Source organism: Prochlorococcus marinus CUG1417 (genome assembly GCF_017695975.1).
Lineage (GTDB): Bacteria > Cyanobacteriota > Cyanobacteriia > PCC-6307 > Cyanobiaceae > Prochlorococcus_A > Prochlorococcus_A marinus_AG.
The window spans coordinates 575990-594100 of sequence record NZ_JAAORN010000001.1 but is presented as its reverse complement, the minus strand read 5'-3'; the positions used below and the strand labels follow the sequence as shown (position 1 = coordinate 594100).

At 32.5% G+C, this 18111-nt stretch carries 16 protein-coding genes; 5 read left to right on the top strand and 11 right to left on the bottom strand.

Annotated features, from left to right (window positions below; all coding sequences use genetic code 11):
- Positions 1-29: 29 nt before the first annotated feature.
- Entirely contained in the window at positions 30-809 is a 780-nt protein-coding gene (locus tag HA140_RS03300) for a 3'-5' exonuclease (RefSeq protein ID WP_209039719.1), read from the bottom strand.
- 117 nt (positions 810-926) lie between these two features.
- Between HA140_RS03300 and HA140_RS03295 the strand changes: the two genes are divergently transcribed.
- Positions 927-1649, top strand: coding sequence for a DUF1350 family protein (locus HA140_RS03295; protein ID WP_209039718.1), 723 nt, complete (start codon positions 927-929; stop codon positions 1647-1649).
- On the opposite strand, the gene acs is transcribed toward HA140_RS03295, so the two are convergent.
- The 6 genes from acs to HA140_RS03265 form a co-directional block, all read right to left on the bottom strand.
- Positions 1646-3628 (bottom strand): acetate--CoA ligase, encoded by a 1983-nt coding sequence (acs, locus tag HA140_RS03290; RefSeq protein WP_209039717.1) that lies wholly within the window; start codon positions 3626-3628, stop codon positions 1646-1648. The genes HA140_RS03295 and acs overlap by 4 nt on opposite strands.
- 95 nt (positions 3629-3723) lie before the next feature.
- Positions 3724-4695, bottom strand: a complete 972-nt coding sequence (gene sds / locus HA140_RS03285) for a solanesyl diphosphate synthase (protein ID WP_209039716.1) — start codon at positions 4693-4695, stop codon at positions 3724-3726.
- Between the two features lie 27 nt (positions 4696-4722).
- Positions 4723-5517 carry a glutamate racemase gene (murI, locus tag HA140_RS03280; RefSeq protein ID WP_209039715.1) on the bottom strand — a complete coding sequence of 265 codons (795 nt, stop codon included), beginning with the start codon at positions 5515-5517 and terminating at the stop codon, positions 4723-4725.
- On the bottom strand, positions 5514-6599 hold the full coding sequence (locus tag HA140_RS03275) for an N-acetylmuramoyl-L-alanine amidase (protein WP_209039714.1): 1086 nt from the start codon (positions 6597-6599) through the stop codon (positions 5514-5516). Before HA140_RS03275 ends, murI begins: the two co-directional genes overlap by 4 nt.
- Entirely contained in the window at positions 6599-7426 is an 828-nt protein-coding gene (locus tag HA140_RS03270; protein WP_209039713.1) for a carbon-nitrogen hydrolase family protein, read from the bottom strand. Before HA140_RS03270 ends, HA140_RS03275 begins: the two co-directional genes overlap by 1 nt.
- 30 nt (positions 7427-7456) lie before the next feature.
- Complete coding sequence (locus tag HA140_RS03265) at positions 7457-8185, bottom strand: 2-phosphosulfolactate phosphatase family protein (protein ID WP_209040230.1); 729 nt, start codon at positions 8183-8185, stop codon at positions 7457-7459.
- Positions 8186-8315: 130 nt separating this feature from the next.
- Between HA140_RS03265 and aroA the strand changes: the two genes are divergently transcribed.
- From aroA to glmU, 3 genes are read left to right on the top strand one after another with little or no spacing between them, the layout of a single operon-like run.
- Entirely contained in the window at positions 8316-9632 is a 1317-nt protein-coding gene (aroA, locus tag HA140_RS03260) for a 3-phosphoshikimate 1-carboxyvinyltransferase (protein ID WP_209039712.1), read from the top strand.
- A gap of 12 nt (positions 9633-9644) precedes the next feature.
- Positions 9645-10550: an MnmC family methyltransferase gene (locus HA140_RS03255; RefSeq protein ID WP_209039711.1), complete on the top strand. Its 906-nt coding sequence runs from the start codon at positions 9645-9647 to the stop codon at positions 10548-10550.
- A 25-nt stretch (positions 10551-10575) separates the two neighbouring features.
- Positions 10576-11925, top strand: coding sequence for a bifunctional UDP-N-acetylglucosamine diphosphorylase/glucosamine-1-phosphate N-acetyltransferase GlmU (gene glmU, locus HA140_RS03250; protein WP_209039710.1), 1350 nt, complete (start codon positions 10576-10578; stop codon positions 11923-11925).
- A 1-nt stretch (position 11926) separates the two neighbouring features.
- Here glmU and HA140_RS03245 read toward each other — a convergent pair whose 3' ends face one another.
- The 4 genes from HA140_RS03245 to menD are packed head-to-tail and all read right to left on the bottom strand — an operon-like array spanning position 11927 to position 17457.
- Positions 11927-13300 (bottom strand): UDP-N-acetylmuramoyl-tripeptide--D-alanyl-D-alanine ligase, encoded by a 1374-nt coding sequence (locus HA140_RS03245; RefSeq protein ID WP_209039709.1) that lies wholly within the window; start codon positions 13298-13300, stop codon positions 11927-11929.
- Positions 13301-13312: 12 nt separating this feature from the next.
- Positions 13313-14764 (bottom strand): glycogen synthase GlgA, encoded by a 1452-nt coding sequence (gene glgA / locus HA140_RS03240; RefSeq protein WP_209039708.1) that lies wholly within the window; start codon positions 14762-14764, stop codon positions 13313-13315.
- 36 nt (positions 14765-14800) lie between these two features.
- Positions 14801-15658 carry a 1,4-dihydroxy-2-naphthoyl-CoA synthase gene (gene menB / locus HA140_RS03235; RefSeq protein WP_209039707.1) on the bottom strand — a complete coding sequence of 286 codons (858 nt, stop codon included), beginning with the start codon at positions 15656-15658 and terminating at the stop codon, positions 14801-14803.
- Between the two features lie 35 nt (positions 15659-15693).
- Positions 15694-17457 (bottom strand): 2-succinyl-5-enolpyruvyl-6-hydroxy-3-cyclohexene-1-carboxylic-acid synthase, encoded by a 1764-nt coding sequence (menD, locus tag HA140_RS03230; protein WP_209039706.1) that lies wholly within the window; start codon positions 17455-17457, stop codon positions 15694-15696.
- Positions 17458-17507: 50 nt separating this feature from the next.
- On the opposite strand from menD, the gene lepB reads away from it, so the two are divergent.
- Positions 17508-18092: a signal peptidase I gene (gene lepB, locus HA140_RS03225; RefSeq protein WP_209039705.1), complete on the top strand. Its 585-nt coding sequence runs from the start codon at positions 17508-17510 to the stop codon at positions 18090-18092.
- Positions 18093-18111 lie beyond the last annotated feature (19 nt).

The window sequence follows — 18111 nt, the reverse complement described above, 5'->3', positions numbered from 1 at the left end:
TATTTTCTTAGTCAAAAATTTAATGAATATTAATTCAAAATCTGTACTCTAAAATCAAGATTTTTTGCCTCATCAGTAGTTAATTTTCTTGACCAAGCTCCTTGCACAGGACTATTCCATCTGAACCCAGCATTTTTAGCTAAAGACCTATCTTCGTAACTAATCAGTGCCTTGTATAAAAACCTCGGTTCAGTAGCTTTAAGTAAAAGTTCTTCTAAATTATCGCATTTCTTGAAGACCTCAGATACATAAAAGCAATCAGATAAAGCTCTATGTAAATTCCAAACTGGTATTGAAAAAGATAAAGCTAGATCAGTTACTGAGGGTCTATTTTTTAGTGATTTTTGAAAAGACCAATTAATATCCTCTAAACTACATATCCATTTTTTATTAAGTTTAGGTAATCTTCCTTTCCCAAACCATTTCTTATCAAACTCTGCATTGTGTGCGACGATGAAATCCGAACAATCAACAAGCTTTAAAAAGAAATTCAATCCATCTTCCCATGGTTGCGAGATGTTAGTTACTTCTGCAGATATACCATTAACATGTTCGGCTTCATTATTATTGACCGGGAATAAAAATGAGACCTGTGAAAGTACACATTTAAAAGATACATCAAACAAAATACAACCTATCTCTATCACTTCATCTTTATTTTCATCTAAACCTGTTGTTTCAGTATCAAGAATTAAAATTTTTTCAATTTTTTTATCTTGATAAGTAACACTTTTTTCAGAGGGGTTACTATTAATTTGGCGCTGAAGAAAATCCAATTGATTTAATTCTTTTTTGTTAAATTGTTCCAATTACCTGCAAACACTTTTATTTATCTTGACGCATTTAACAAAAATTTCTCTTAAATTAATATAAATTAAAAAAAATGATTAGAAAATAATTTTTGAAACATTCTTAGTTTATTAAAGATGACTTTTACAAAATATCAATTTAACAATTTTTGTTATTGGCCTTCAAATCCTAAAAAAATTGTGGAATTTATTGGAGGAAGTTATCTAGCTTCCAAACCAGATTTAACTTATAGAAGATTCATAGAGAGTTTAATTAAAAAAAACTATGCAGTACATGCATATAAATACACTCCACAATTTGATCACCAACAACTTGCTATTAAAGCATGGAGGGATTTCAAGAATTGCCGAATATCTTTATTCAAGAGAATAGGAGCATCAATTCCTTCAATAAGAATTGGTCATAGCCTTGGCTGTAAACTTCATCTAATTTCACCTGACGGAGGAAGAAATTGCGAAAAATTCATATCAATTAGTTTTAATAACTTCAGCGCAAACAAATCAATTCCATTATTGAAACAAATTTCTCAAAAATTAGAATTCAAAAGTGAATTCAGCCCAAGCCCTGAAAGAACTTTGCGATTAATTGAAAAAACATATAATCAAAAAAATAACTTCCTAATAAAATTCAACTCAGACGAATTAGATCAAACAGATAAATTATTTTCTTGTCTAAAAGCAAGAAAAGAAGATAATTCTAAGGGGGTAATGTTAAAAGGTACACACACTATAATTGCAAGCGCAGGACTAAGAGAAAATTTTTTGGGAGACTGGGCAGATGATGAATTCAAAAGAAATACTATAAAAAAAATTTCCAAATTAATTGATGAATCTGATTAGGATAATTCTTTCAGCTTTTCCAAAACAGAACTATCTTCAAGAGTGCTTATATCTCCACTAATTTTTTCTCCAGCAGCCAAAGATCTTAAAATTCGCCTCATAATTTTTCCACTACGTGTTTTCGGAAGAGAGTCAGAAATTATAATTTTTTCGGGCTTTGCAATAATTCCAATTTCATTAACAACATGTTTCTTTAAATTCTCCACTAATTCTGAAGAACTGTTCACGTCTTTCTCTAGAGATACAAAAGCAACTATAACTTCACCTTTTAAATCATCTTTTCTTCCAACGACTGCAGACTCTGCAACTGATTTATGACTTACCAAAGCAGATTCTATTTCCATTGTTCCTAACCGATGTCCTGAAACACTTATAACATCATCAACTCTTCCCATAATCCATATATAACCATCTTCATCAATGCGTGCTCCATCTCCAGCAAAATAAACATTTTTTTCTCCTTTAAAGGAAATATATTCCCAATAACTATCCAAATATCTTTGTGAGTTGCCATGAATTGTTCTCATCATTCCTGGCCATGGTTTCTTAATAATTAAATAGCCACCTTCGTTCTCCTTAACCTTATCTCCATTCTTATCGACGATTTCAACTTCGATTCCTGGCAGAGGGAACGTAGCCGATCCCGGCTTTGTATCAACCACTCCAGGTAAAGGACTTATCATTACACCTCCTGTTTCAGTTTGCCACCATGTATCAACTATGGGACATTTATTATTACCAATAACATCCTTGTACCACATCCATGCTTCAGGATTAATTGGTTCTCCAACTGTACCTAAAAGTCTAAGACTCTCAAGATTATATTTATCAGGAATTTCACGCCCAGACTTCATAAAAGCTCTTATTGCAGTTGGCGCAGTATAAAAGATAGAAACCTTATATTTTTGAACAATTTCCCAAAAAGCTCCTAAATTAGAGGGTCTTGGAACTCCCTCAAACATTAAAGTTGTAGCGCCATTAGATAAGGGCCCATAAACTATGTAACTATGGCCTGTAATCCAACCAACATCAGCAGTACACCAATAAATATCGTCATCTTTCAAATCAAAAATCCATTTGAATGTCAAATGGGACCAAAGATTATAACCACCAGTAGTGTGTACTACACCTTTGGGCTTTCCAGTAGAGCCTGAAGTATAGAGAATAAAAAGTCTATCTTCGCTATTCATTATTTCTGGCTCACACTGATCTCTTTGATCTTTTAATAATTCGTGCCACCAAAAATCTCTATCATCAACCATCGAAATATCTTTTTTGGATCGTTGAACTACAATTACTTTTTCAACAACTTTATATGCCCCACTTTCAATTGCAGCATCAACTGCTTGCTTAAGTTCAATCACCTTATCTTTCCTAAAGCCACCATCAGCAGTAATGACAAATCTAGCGTTTCCATCAATTAACCTATCTTTTAAAGCTTCTGAAGAAAATCCTCCAAAGACAACTGAATGAGGCGCGCCAATTCTTGCACAAGCCAACATCGCAAACATCGCTTCAGGAATCATAGGCATATAAATACATACCAAATCTCCTTTTTTTACACCAATTGCTTTTAATGCATTAGCTGCTTTACAAACTTCTTTTAGAAGTTCTTCGTAAGTATATTTTTTGCTATCTCCGGGTTCACCTTCCCATATAAGTGCAATCTTACCTCCAAGCCCTTTCTTAATGTGCCTATCTAAGCAGTTGTATGTAATATTAAGTTTCCCTTCTTTAAACCATTTAAAAAAAGGCGCATTTTTACAATCTAATACAGTTTGAAATGGCTCAAACCAATCTAATTCAGATTTTGCATAAGATTCCCAAAATTGAATAGGATTCTCTGACGCTTGTTTTTTTAGACTTAGTAATTCTTCTTGAGAACTAATATTTGAGTTTTCTGCAAATTTTTTTGATGGCGGGAAAATTCTCTTTTCTTCAAGTATGTTATTAATTGAATTTTTCTTATCTAATGACATTAAATAAATCTATGCTTAATAAATTTAGTCGAAAAATTTATGGTTTTCAAAAATTTTAATATTAATTTAGCTCTAATAATTTATTTTTAAAAAATCTAGTAAATACGGCTTAGGACAAATTCCGGAAGGGCCATTAAAGCCCTTTTATATTCTGAATCAGGGAGCCAAACTAGAGCTTCTTTAGAAAGCATTGCAAAATCTTCAGCTAGTTTTCTGGAACTTTCGATAGCACTAGAATTCATAATGATATTTAGGGCATCATCTAAATCATCTTTTTCAGCAAGTTCTCTGTTAATAAGAACAGATAATTTCTTATTTTCTTCTAACGCATATAAAACCGGTGCAGTAAGATAACCACTTGCAAGATCAGTTACTGCAGGTTTTCCGAGTTGTTTATCATTTCCAGTAAAATCAAGTATGTCATCTACAACTTGAAAAGCCAATCCAATATTTTTACCAAAATCGTACAAAGAAGTTAGGTTTTCATCATTAAGACCGCTTAAAACTCCAGCAGCTTTAGAACTATTTGCTATTAATGATGCAGTTTTACAATAGCTTTTATTAATGTATTTTGAAAAAGATTGAGCAGAGTCAAATCTATTTAGGTTTTGTTTAATTTCACCTTCTGCTAAATCCATTATTACTCTACTAAGTAATTTAACTACATTCACATTATCAAGATTTGCAAGGTGCCAACTTGCTTGGGCAAATAAGAAATCTCCTGCTAAAACAGCAACTCTAGTATTAAATCTACTATGTACTGTATCTACTCCTCTTCTTGTTGAAGCCTCATCAACAACATCATCATGAACTAATGATGCTGTATGAATCATTTCAGTAATTTCAGCAAGCCTTTTATGTCTATTGGTTAAAATAAATTCAGGTGATATTGCTTTTGAAATTAACAAAACGATGCCTGGTCTAAGTCTTTTACCCCCAGCACTAAAAAGATGTTCTGCTGCTGCTTGAAGAATTGGATGACCAGCTCCAATTAAATTTTTCAGTTCAAGAATAAGATCATCAAGATCATTTTCAACTGGTTGTAGTAGTTCTGTTACTGTATTCATGATTGACCTCAACTATATATTAAAGAATCAAACATTGCTTCGGAGGTTTACTAACCTAATTTCTTTATTAATTTCAAACCAAAATTTTACTTTTTTCAAAAATATATCTTTTTCTGAAGTAACATAGAAATCTACATTTTCATAAGAAAGACGATCATAACGTACAGTTTTTGGAATAGCAAAAGACTTATTAAATTTTTTTATTAAAGCTACAGATGGATCAATAATTTTTATATTTAAATCTAAATTTTTTCTTAAAAAGTCATAAATCAAAGGATAGTGACTACATCCAAGTATTAATTCTTCAATATTTTTATTTATTAATGGTCTCAAGTATAACTCTGAAAGATAATTTAACTTATCATGATTTAATTTTTCTTTTTCAATTTCTGATACAAGTTCTGGACATTCTTGCTGAAATATTTTTTTATTCTTTTTTTTAGAATTTATAGCGTTTTTGTAATATGATGATCGAACAGTTGTTTGAGTCGCAAGAACACCAATTATTTGTTTGTCAACTATTTCCGATACTGAGTTTATAAGATCAAAACAAGGGATCTTTAAATTATCTTCCAGAATATCAAGTGCACATGCATTTGTAGTGTTACAAGCTATTAAAAGTGCATCCAAATTCTTATCAACAAAAAAATTGCAAATTTCCTTTGCAATTAATCTTATCTCTTTAAAATTTTTACTGCCATAAGGTATTCTTTTTGTATCCGCCAAATAAAGCACTTCTACATCTTTACGTGTTTTTAGTAAAGAATTGAGGATAGTAAAACCCCCTATACCACTGTCAAATATCCCTATTTTAAGCTTCACCCTATTTTATAAAGATATTCGAGAATGCCTTTTGCAATTGCATAAGCTAATCTTTTTCGATGCGTTGTTTTTTCTAATCTCCTTGCATCTAATCTCCCCGTTAGAAATCCAATTTCTACAAGAACTGCAGGCATCCTAGTATTTTTAATTACGTAAAATCTACCTTGTTTAACGCCTCGATCAGGACTGCCAGGAGAAACTCTTAGAATTTGTTTTTGAATTTTTTTGGCAAGTAACCTACCTCTCCATCCTCTATAGTAAAAGGTTTCTAATCCATTAATATCCCTTCTTTTCCCCCTTGAGGCATTTGCATGAATACTTACAAAGATATCTGCATCAGTATTATTAGCAAAAGAAACTCTTGGGGGTAAGTCTAAATCAACTTCATTTTTTCTGGTTAATCTTACTTTGACGCCTTTCTCAGACAGTAAATTTTTAACTATTTTGGAAACCTCTAGTACAACATCAGTTTCCCTAATACCACCAATACCTATTGCTCCTGGATCAGGACCTCCGTGCCCTGGGTCGATAACAACCGAAAATTTGTTTTGTTTTACATCTGGTAATTTCAGGTAATGATAATTACTTTTCTTCTTATGAATTGAGTTTTGATTTTCTTTAATATTTCCTATTCTCTTAACAACTAGACCTTCACCAATCTTTTTAAAAGGATATTTAGGATCAAATAGTTTTATTCTCCACCTATTTTGATCTAAGCCAACCAATCGCCAAGACAAAGGTTTCAAGTAAGTTTCTTCCTTAAATTCAATTACTAGTCTTGTATTACCCTTATTTGGTTTGCCTAATCTAATTTCTTTTATTGGGCCATTACCTTTTATTGTTCTGGGATTTTTTAATTCTCCTGGAAAATCTATCCAGAATCTATCGCCAGATATTTGGTTAGCCTTCTGAAAGTATGCTTTTAAATTAGTATTTGATTTCGTTCTAAATTCTAAAACACCATTATTTTTTATTTCCCATGCTGCCAGAGCACTTGAAGATTTAACTGGGAGTATTGAAGAATTTAAAAATAAAAAAACCGATAAATAACGAAAAAGTTTATTATCTAAAAACCTCATCATTAGTTTGAAAACAATTTATTTTTTCTATGTTTCAGGGATGGCATCTGCTCCCGAATTTTCTTTACTCTTTCTTTATCAGCAGGCGCTATTGCAGCTCCCTGAGTTTTTCCAGCATCCGACAAAACTGTACCCCATGGGTCAATTACCATTGCATGGCCATGACTTTGCCTTCTCCCATAATGAATCCCAGTTTGAGCTGGAGCAACTACATATGCTGTATTCTCAATTGCTCTCGCTTGTAAAAGGATTTGCCAATGATCTTTTCCAGTAAACGCTGTAAAAGCTGCCGGAATCATAATTAATTCTGCACCTTTCGAAGACAAATATCTGTAAAGTTCAGGAAACCTTACATCATAACAAATCGATAATCCTATTTTGCATAAACCCGGAACATCCACAACAGGTGGATACTCCTCCCCAGATAAAATAGTAGATGATTCTTTATATAAATTTCCATCTGGCAAATCAACATCAAACAAGTGGATCTTGTCATATTTTGCCAAAATCTGTCCGTCCTTCCCAAATAGTGCTGACCTATTAAAAGTATGACTGTCATCACCCGCAGGAACGGGATAACCTCCTCCTAAAAGAAATACCTGATATCTTTGTGACATGGTTTTTAGGAAATTTGCACACTTCTCTGACAATTCAGAGGCTAATCTAAGTTTTTCATCATCTCCTCCTAAAAAAGCAAAATTCTCAGGCAATCCTATTAACTCAGCACCTCTTCTAGCAGCCAATTCAATCTGTTCCTCTGCTTCAATAAAATTTGCATCAACATTTGAAGTACTCGTAATTTGCAATGCAGCTACCAAAAAATCAGTCAAGACTTTACTCCTAGTGAACCAATTCGTAAATCATGAGGCACGAATCACACCTCTTTCAACTTGTGCTGGAACAATATCTAAGCAATCAAGTTCAGAACAACATTTAAAATCATCCTCATAATCTCCAAGACTTGTCAATCTTTTGCCATGGGTTGCTGTTTTTAAACATTTCAAAATATCATTTTTCCAAAAATCCCAAAGTGACAAAGCAGCTTGTAATTCGTCATTCAGAATATTAATTTCGAAATCACAGTTCTGTTTTAGGTATGAAGCCAAAGCACCCGCAGCTAAAGAATCTTCAAGAGAATAAGAACCTTCCCAACCACTACCAAGTATTAAAACATTTTCACTTTTTAATGAAATGATTTTTTCGGCAACTGCTTTCCTGTTTGGAAGACCCATCGCAAATAAATGCTTAGCATTTTGAACTTTTTGCAATGATTTAGTGCCATTAGTCGTACTCATAAATAGTCTTTTACCATTAACGACTTTTTCTGTAACTGATAAAGGAGAATTTCCCAGATCAAAGCCCTCAATCTTCTTTCCACCTCTCTCTCCAAGCATTAGTCTTTTTTCAGGTTGCCACTTAATTGCAGATTCTTTTAATAAATCTAAATCTGCAAAAACTTGTATTGAATCAGCTCCATTTTTTAAAGCCCAAGAAATTGTGGTTGTAGCTCTTAAAACATCAATGACCACTGCGATGTCAGGTTTATTTTCAGGAACATCCTTTGCAACGTGATAATAAGTAAGATTAATAGTCGAAACCTTTTTTTCTATCTTTATTATAGAAAACAGTTACTTAATTTGATTATTTTTTTTTAAAAAACAAACTTATTGATAATATAAAACTAATTTGTTTTTACAGAAATTTTATCAAGTAATTAATTTGAAAATGAATAATATCCGCACAATAAAAGGTGGAGTTAATTTAAAAGGAAAAGTAAAAGTACCTGGAGATAAATCTATTTCTCATAGAGCTCTAATAATAGGAAGTATTGCTAAGGGTGAGACGACGATTGAGGGGTTCTTACATTCCGAAGATCCACTTTCAACTGCTGATTGTCTAAGAAAGTTAGGTGCAAACATACCAGAAATAAAAAAAAATGAGCCTTTTACGATTTCAGGATTAGGTCTTGATGGTTTAAAAGAGCCAAAAGAAATTCTCAATTGTGGAAATTCAGGAACCACTATGAGATTATTAATGGGTTTATTAGCCTCACAAGAAGGTAAAAATTTCATCTTAAGTGGGGACGCTTCTCTTAACGAAAGGCCGATGAGAAGAGTTGGCAAACCTTTATCTTTGATGGGCGGCAAAATTTACGGAAGGGAAAGGGGTAACAAAGCTCCAATTTCAATTGATGGGAAAAAACTTAAGGGATGTGTTATTGGAACTCCAGTTGCAAGTGCTCAAGTAAAATCTGCAATATTATTGGCAGGCCTCAATGCTTCTGGAACAACTTCTGTAATTGAACCAGCATCTTCAAGAGATCACACTGAAAGAATGCTAAAAGCATTTGGAGCAGACATCAGTATCAGAGGAGAATTAGGAAGGAATGTAGTTATCAAGTCAGGTAGCAACTTAATTGGTCAGAGAATATTGATTCCCGGAGACATAAGCTCTGCTTCTTTTTGGATGATTGCTGCATCTATTGTTCCAAATTCAGAGGTTTTAATTCAGAATGTCGGATTAAATCCTACTAGAACAGGGATTTTAAATGTAATGGATTCGATGGGGTGCAATTATGAGATCCTAGATAAATCGACTATTGCAGGTGAACCTATTGGATCTATTAAAGTAAAGACTTCAAATAATTTAAGATCATTCACTATTGAAGGAGATATTCTCCCAAAACTTATAGATGAAATTCCTATCCTTACTGTGGCTGCCTGTTTTTGTAATGGAGTTTCTGAAATTAAGGATGCACAAGAATTAAGAGTTAAGGAGACAGATCGATTAAAAGTTATGGCACGACAGTTACAAAAATTCGGCGCTGAAATAACAGAAAAAGAGGATGGGTTAATTATTAATGGGCAGTCAAAATTTCATTCTGCGGAGGTAGATAGTGAGACAGATCATCGAGTAGCAATGAGTCTTGCTATCGCTTCACTTCTGGCTAAAGGTACCTCAAAAATAATGAGATCTAATGCTGCTGGCGTCTCGTATCCCACTTTTTGGGAAGAGCTGGCCAAACTAACTAACTAGCCTAAAAAGTTTTTGTCTGAATTAATAGAAGTTTTAACTAAAGATGGTAGTTACTCATTAAGAAGTGTCTTTTTTCAAGAGAACTTTCATAGTTTATTGGGCGCATTAGAGGAAACAAAGTCAAAGTTTACAGCTACTTCTAATTTGCAAAGATTTAAGGGCAAATCTCTTAATGTTTTGGATATATGTTTTGGTTTAGGATACAATTCCGCTTCTTTATTAAATGAATTAATTAAACAAAAATCATATTTAAATTTGTATGCATTGGAGATTGATAAAAAGCCTCTTGAATATTCGCTTAGAAATGAATCTTTCCTTAAATTATGGGATCCAAAAGTTAAAAAAATATTTGAATCACTTTATCGAAAAGATTACTTTGAGGATCAATTTTTTAAATGCAGTATTTTGTGGGGTGATGCTAGAAAAAAAATCAACATTATTCCTTCCTCTATTAAATTCGATCTGATTTATTTAGATGGTTTTTCTCCTCAAAAATGCCCACAAGTATGGACGATTGAATTTTTATCCAAAGTCACAGATAATCTCAATCCTTATGGTTATTTAATAACTTATTCTTCATCAGCGGCAGTAAGAAAAACCCTAAGAGATCTTGGATTAGAAATTTTTACTATTAAGCCAAGTTTTAAAAACAGACCTTTTTGGAGTCAGGGAACTGTCGCGATATCAAAATTTGATAAGAATAAATTGAAACCTAATTTCAATTTTGAAAAGTTATCTCTAATGGAAGAAGAACATCTCTTAACTAAAGCTAGTATTCCATATAGAGATCAAGATTTGAACTCAAGTAAAGAAGATATAATTAGGAGAAGATTAGATGAGCAATTATTCTCAAATCTATTATCTACAAATAAATGGAGAAAGAAGTGGGGAATGACGAAGTTATCCTTTAAGAGTTAGATTTAAAATAGGATTTCAAATAAACATGTTAAGTGTTGCGATATTAGCGGCAGGCAAGGGAACTAGAATGGAAAGCTCATTGCCAAAAGTTTTACATAAAATTTCTGGCAAAAGTCTTCTACAAAGAGTAATTGATTCATGTGTCGAATTAAAGCCCGATAAGATTTTCGTAATTACTGGACACCAATCAAAAGAAGTACAAAAGTCAATCCCAAACGATAAAAAAATCCACGTTGTTGTTCAAGAACCTCAATCAGGGACCGGTCATGCCATCCAGGTACTTTGTAAAGAAGTAAAAAAACATGCAGGAAAACTTTTGGTACTAAACGGCGATGTGCCACTCATTAGACCTAGCACTCTAAAAAGACTTTTGTATCTACACGATTCAAAAAATGCTGATGTTTCTTTAATTACTACAAAGAAAACAAATCCTCATGGATATGGCAGAGTTTTTTTGAATGGGAGTTTTATAGAGAGAATTGTTGAAGAAAAAGATTGCGATGATCTAGAAAGAGAAAATCCATTAATCAATGCAGGTATTTACTGTTTTAACTGGGGTAACTTATCAGAAATAATTAATACCTTGCAAAGCAATAATAATCAAAAAGAGATTTACTTAACAGATACAATATCTCTGCTAAAAAATTCCTCAAGTCTCGAGGTAGAGGATAATGGAGAGCTTCAAGGAATTAATAACAGAATTCAACTGTCAGAATGCGAGGAATTTATTCAGAATTCAATTAAAGAAAAACATATGCTTAATGGTGTAACTTTTATAAATAGAGCAAGTTGTTCAATTAGTGAAGAAGCTGAAATTGGTAAGGATGTAATCATAGAGGCTAATACACATATTAGAGGAAATACGAAAATAAAAAGTCATTGCATTATCGGTCCAAATGCTTTTATTGAGAATTCTAATGTGGGATTAAATTGTGAAATTTCAAACTCTACTGTTTATGATTCTCAGATAATGGATCATATAAAAATTGGCCCTTATAGTCATATAAGACCTAATTCCAAAATATCTTCTTATAGCAAAATAGGTAATTTTGTTGAGATCAAAAATAGTCAACTAGAGGAAGAATCTAAAGTAAACCATCTAAGTTATATTGGTGATTCTATTATTGGAAGATCTACAAATATTGGAGCAGGCACTATTACTGCAAATTTTGATGGGAAGGAAAAACATCAAACAAAAATTGGCAAAAATTCCAGTATTGGAGCAAACACAGTTTTTGTAGCACCAATAAATCTAGGGGAATCAGTAACAACAGGAGCTGGTTCAGTGATCACAAAAGACTCTAAAGATAATTCATTAGCGATCTCAAGAACTAAGCAAGTAAATATAGAGAATTGGGAAAAAAAGAAATCCTGATTTAGTTAATTAATTCAATAATTTTTTCAAGTTGCCAACATCTGCTCCCTTTTATAAGGATAGAATCACCTTTTTTTGTAGATTTGTTTATCTCTTGAGGTACATCTTTTATATTATTTAAAACTAAGAATTTATTGTTATCTTTTAGATAATTGGAGTAAATTTTTTCATTTTCTTTATCGCAAACAAATAAACACTTTTCTATTTCCGAATTATTTATTAAGTTGAATATTTCTTTATGATATTTTTCAGATTCATCTCCCAATTCTTGCATACTTCCAAATATGAAAAATTTATTTCTCGGTTTTTCAAGTAGGTTTTCAATACATGCTTTTACTGACTCCGGCGAAGCATTATATGATTCATCATATATTGTTGTTTTTACTGATTTAAGAATTTTATTTCTTCCACCTAAACTTACAAAATCAAATTTATTAAAACTTGCAAAATCAATGCCTAGCTCTTTAGCAACTGCATAAGCAAATAAGAAATTCGAAGCATTGTGAAACCCCTCTGATGAAATTTCAAAGATATTTTCTTCAATTAATATTGTTTTATTCGAAGGATTATAAAATCCTCGCAAACTATCATCTTTCTTTAAACTCGACTTTTGATTTTCTATATTTATTAGTTTCACTTTAATAAGTCTACCTTTCCAATATTCTTTTAAAGTTTTTTCTAGAAATGGATCATTTGCTGGAATTATTACAACTCCTTCGGGATTTAAGAACTTACTAATTTCACACTTTGCATAAGTAATATTTTTTTTTGAACCTAACAATCCAATATGAGCTGTACCAATGTTAGTAATAACTGCAATATCGGGTTCACTATATTTAGATAAATTTTCGATCTGTCCAAGACCTCTCATCCCCATCTCAAGAACTAAAGCTTTATCTTTTATATCTGTAGCAAGAATAGTAAGACCAACTCCAAACTCATTATTGAAATTTGAATGGGATAATTTAATTCTTCCAAGTTTTTTTAAAACTCCACCAATCATTTCTTTTGTTGTTGTTTTACCCACTGAACCAGTTACAGCGATAATAGGGATATTTAATTTTTTTCTTTTTAGCAATGCCAATTTTTGAAATGCTTCTAATGTGTCATTAACAACCCAATAAGGAAAATTACTAGGAAGTAATCTCTGCATCCCTTTTTTAATTACTACTGACTTAACTCCTTTATCTAAAACATCTGGAAGAAAAGTATGCCCGTCAAAATTTTTACCCTTTATTGCTATAAAAAGATCATTTTTTAATAAAGTTCTACTATCAATACTTATATTTTTAAAACCTAGAGAATCTCTTTTCCCCTCACTCAGATTTTTAATATCCCCCAAAACATTATTTAATTCTGATAACGAGAATTCCATTAAAAAATTAAGTCATACTTTTTTTAAAGATGGATCAGCCGATTGTCCATAAGAGAATTTTTCAACTTCAGCAAAATCTGGAGATGGTTCTTTTATTCCACAAACATCTTTGTACATAATTTCGTATTCTAGTGCAGATCTTTGCCAACTAAACTCTTGGCTCATTGCTCTTTTTTGCAATAATTCCCAACTATCTTTATGCCTGAAAGCCTCCCATGACCTTACTAAAGATGTATAGAAATCTATGGGTTCAAAGCGATCAAAGCAAAAACCAGTTCCACTATTATTTTCTGGATCATGAGGTAAAACCGTGTCAACTAAACCTCCTACTCGCCTTACTATCGGAATAGAACCATATCTCATAGCAAGTAGTTGACTAATGCCACAAGGTTCGAATCTGCTTGGCATCAAGAATGCATCAGAACCACCATATATAAGTCTTGATAAAGAATCATCATAGGTAAGAAATACAGAAAATCTTCCTGGGTAATCTAATGCAAGTTGCCATAATCCTGACTCTAAATATCTATCTCCAGTCCCTAAAACAACTATTTGAGAATCTGTATATGCTAAAAGTCTTCTTGAAACTTGTAAAAGTAAGTCAACCCCTTTCTGATCAACTAACCTACTGACCATACCTAAAAGATATTTTTTAGAATTAACTTCGAGACCCATTTCTCTCTGCAGAATTTTTTTATTTTCAAGTCTATTTTCTATATTCTTAATACTGAATTTTGCAGGTAAAACTGGATCTTTCGCTGGATTCCATTCATCAAGATCTATGCCATTAAGAATCCCCCTTAATTTTCCTGAAATGTAATTAAGTAATCCTTCTAGACTTTCCCCGTATTCATGGGTTTTAATTTCATCTGCATAAGTCGGAGAAACAGCATTGACCCTATCTGCATATAACATTGCCGCAGCCATTGTGTGGTCTCCATGCATATACCAAGGACACCAAGTCATTTTTTCAAGTTTCCACCTCCAAGGGCCTTGGTATTTTAAATTATGAATTGTGAAGACAGTACTAATTTCCGGGTCCTGATGCATCCACACAGGAATCATTCCAGTGTGCCAATCGTGGCAATGGAGAACTTGAGGTTTCCAACAATTCCATGCAAATTCTGCAGTGGCACTAGCAAAAAATGTAAAGCGCCAGTCCTCATTTTCGCCTCCGTATATTTGGTCAGAGTCAAATGTTGGATGACCCACTAGGTAAATCACATAATTATGTATGGGATGTTTTGCTTCATATACGGCGAAATCAGTGCCCATTGTATTTGCTCTAAAAACTGGTTCATTCGATACCTCTAAAAGACTCCACAATTTTCCATATCCTGGAATTATTACCCTTACATCATGTCCAAGTTTTATCAAAGATGGAGGTAACGAACCAACCACATCTCCCATCCCTCCAACTTTGATCATTGGAGCACATTCAGCAGCGGCAAGAAGAATTCTCATTGATAATTGTTTAAAAAAGTTCTTTTGAAAAATAAACTAGGATGTCCACTTATAATCAGAGAAGTCTGGTGGACGCTTTTCAAGAAAGGCATCTCTACCTTCTTGGGCTTCTTTAGTCGAATAAAATAATTGAGTTGCATATCCAGACAATTCCTGAATACCCGCAATCCCATCATTCTCCGCATTGAATGAAGCTTTAAGAATACGAATAGCAGTTGGACTATTTCGTAAAATCTCTCTTGCCCAGATTACACCCTCAGCTTCTAATTCTTCAATCTTTGTAATTGCATTTATCAAGCCCATCTCAAGAGCTTCCTTGGAATTATATTTTCTACATAAAAACCAAATTTCTTTTGCTTTTCTTTGACCAACAAGCCTTGCTAAATAACTAGATCCAAAACCGGCATCAAAACTACCAACTCTTGGGCCTGTTTGACCAAATATTGCATTTTCAGAGGCGATACTGAGATCACAAATTAAATGAAGTACCTGTCCTCCTCCAATTGCAAAACCAGGGACTAAGGCAATAACTACTTTAGGCAAACTTCTTATTAATCTTTGAAGTTCAAGTACATTTAATCTCTGCTTCCCTTCATCATTTTTATACCCATTTTTACCCCTTACACTCTGATCACCTCCAGAGCAAAAAGAATAAATACCTTTCTTGTCAGGTCCCGCACCTGTAAAGAGAACTACGCCAATATTTTCATCATTTCTTACGATATCAAATGCATCAATAAGTTCATCTACAGTTTGTGGCCTAAATGCATTTCTTTTTTCAGGCCGATTGATTGCAATTCTCGCAATTCCCTCATCTGATTTGTGAAACAATATATCCTCATAAGATTTGCACTCTGACCAATTTAAAGTTGTTTTACCAGGTAATACTTTCATGAAATCTAGTTATTCAAAAATAGAAAATGATAAATTTAACTGCCAATTATTTTTTCTAGCAGGGCATTTTTTTCACAAATTTCATTTTCTGGATCAACATCAACTTTAATTATTACAGATTTCTGGATAGAAATGCTCCAATCGAATGCCTCTCTTAATTTTTTAAAATTTGCCACGCTTTTAAAGTTTACCTGATAAGCCTCTGCGAGTTTTGGCCAGTTAATTTCTTTTGGCATAAGAAACAGTTTTTTTAATTCATCTTCTTTTAAATTTTTTTTATAAATACGATTAAATATATTTCCGCCATTATTATTTATTAGAAGAATTGTTAAATTCATGTCGATTGAATTTTCAATCAGCCAACCGTTTATATCATAAATAAAAGCCAAATCTCCAGTCACAAGAAGTAGAGGATTTTTAATTCTAGAAATACCTAATGCAAGGGATAAAGTACCGTCTATGCCAGAAGCGCCCCTAAAGCTGAAACAATTTCTTGTTAAAGTACCATTCTCAGAAAATGTAAGCCAATCTCTAATCGGGCTACTCGCGGAGAGCATTATAGGATTTTCAGCTGGCCAAAGTTTTGGGACAAGATTTGCAAGCATATACTCAGTGATTTGATTGTCTTGAGAAATTTTCTCTTTTATAAATCCCTTAATTTGCTCGCCTTCCTCTATTAGGTCTAAAGCCATTGGAGTAAGAGACTTTTTATTTTTCTCGTTAATAGATAATTCTTCAAGCAATAGAGTAGTAAAATTTGAAAGCCCAAAATCATATTCAAATGATTTTTTTATTGGGTCCAATTTTCTATAGTTTTTTTCTTTTATAAGAATTTGTATACCTTCGAAAGTTGTTAAAAATTTCTCCAAATCAATTGAAGATGACATAGGTCCAAGTCTCAAAAGTTGATGACAATTTATTGAATTTTTATTTTTTCTTAAGACTAATTCCCAATTCACAACTAATCCTCTCAAATCAGAATTAACTCCTGAAACAGGATCAGCAAATACTGGCCAACCAGTAATTTCTTGCAATCTTTCTAAAGATTTATTGAAAGAAATCAAATCATTTATAGAACCTTGATAGGGACCTACCAAAATAATGCCGGATTCATCTAAATTTAAACTTTTTGAAATTTCTAAGAATTTGTTTTTATCAGATTTTATTTCAACTTCCTGAAATATATATTTTTTCTTTAAATAAATCCTTTCAAAAACCTCTAAAACATTTTTTTTATTTAAGGGTGAAATACCTAAAGGCTTATCAATAGGAATATTTAAATGAATAGGCCCAGGGAAAGTTGATATTTGTTTCTCAGTAATACGAACTAAATTCAAGATTTCGTTTTCTTGTGTTTCATGTAGTCCATTTAGATTTGTACTTAAAACCCTTCTGCAGACTGAAGTCAAAAAATCTTCTTGATTTACTGTTTGATTAGCGCCACAATCTTTTAATCTTAAGGGTCTATCAGCAGTAAGAAATATAATACCTTTACAAGATCGGTCTGCCTCAACTGCTGCTGGCAATAAGTTACTTACGGCAGTCCCTGAAGTGGTAATAACTAAAGAGAGATTACCTGATGCAGCAGAGATCCCAAGAGAGTGGAATCCCGCAGATCTCTCATCTATTGAATTGAAAATATTTACCAGTCCTAATTTATTTAATTCTCCAGCAGCTATCGCTAGGGGTGCTGATCTACTTCCTGGACATATTATTAAATTTTGAACTCCAATTTTAATTAAGAGATTCAAAAGTTGTAAACTTCTCAGAAAATTTTTGCATTCAATAGATGATGTCATAATTTATATAAATGCATTGGGATTTTCCTTATAACTGAATTAAATAAAACATGTCTACAACTCAAGAAAAAAGAAACTCAATACTAAAGGATTTAAAAAATCTTTTAATCTGGATATCTATAGCTTTAATTATACGATGGCAGGTTATAGAGCCAAGATGGATCCCATCTGGTTCAATGCTTCCAACTCTTCAAATACAAGATAAAATTCTTGTTGAGAAGGTAACCCCCAAAATCACTTCCAAATCAAATCTTTCAAAATTAAAAAATAAAATAGTTGTTTTTAACGTTCCGGAACAATTAATTAATGCTGGTTACGAAGCAGATACTGCACTAATAAAAAGAGTAATTGGAATACCTGGAGACAAAGTAGAAGTAAGAGAAGGTAACCTTTACTTAAATGATATTGCTCAAAAAAATTACGTTTTTGACAAAAATATTAATTATTCTATAGGGCCTTTTATTGTCCCAGAAGAGTCATTATGGGTGATGGGAGATAATAGAAATAACAGTATGGACTCACATATTTGGGGATTTTTACCCTATGAAAAGGTTATTGGTAAAGCTATTTTTAGATATTGGCCGTTTAATAAAATTGGACCTATTCGGTTCCCTGCCCTTAATAATTTAGATTAATGGGTACGTGATGTTGTAG

Bases quoted from the DNA above. Each gene is read 5' to 3' on its own strand.
- HA140_RS03295 (WP_209039718.1), top strand. From the start codon at position 927: ATGACTTTTACAAAATATCAATTTAACAATTTTTGTTATTGGCCTTCA.
- acs (WP_209039717.1), bottom strand. From the start codon at position 3,628: ATGTCATTAGATAAGAAAAATTCAATTAATAACATACTTGAAGAAAAG.
- sds (WP_209039716.1), bottom strand. From the start codon at position 4,695: ATGAATACAGTAACAGAACTACTACAACCAGTTGAAAATGATCTTGAT.
- HA140_RS03275 (WP_209039714.1), bottom strand. From the start codon at position 6,599: ATGATGAGGTTTTTAGATAATAAACTTTTTCGTTATTTATCGGTTTTT.
- glmU (WP_209039710.1), top strand. From the start codon at position 10,576: ATGTTAAGTGTTGCGATATTAGCGGCAGGCAAGGGAACTAGAATGGAA.
- HA140_RS03245 (WP_209039709.1), bottom strand. From the start codon at position 13,300: ATGGAATTCTCGTTATCAGAATTAAATAATGTTTTGGGGGATATTAAA.
- glgA (WP_209039708.1), bottom strand. From the start codon at position 14,764: ATGAGAATTCTTCTTGCCGCTGCTGAATGTGCTCCAATGATCAAAGTT.
- menB (WP_209039707.1), bottom strand. From the start codon at position 15,658: ATGAAAGTATTACCTGGTAAAACAACTTTAAATTGGTCAGAGTGCAAA.
- menD (WP_209039706.1), bottom strand. From the start codon at position 17,457: ATGACATCATCTATTGAATGCAAAAATTTTCTGAGAAGTTTACAACTT.
- lepB (WP_209039705.1), top strand. From the start codon at position 17,508: ATGTCTACAACTCAAGAAAAAAGAAACTCAATACTAAAGGATTTAAAA.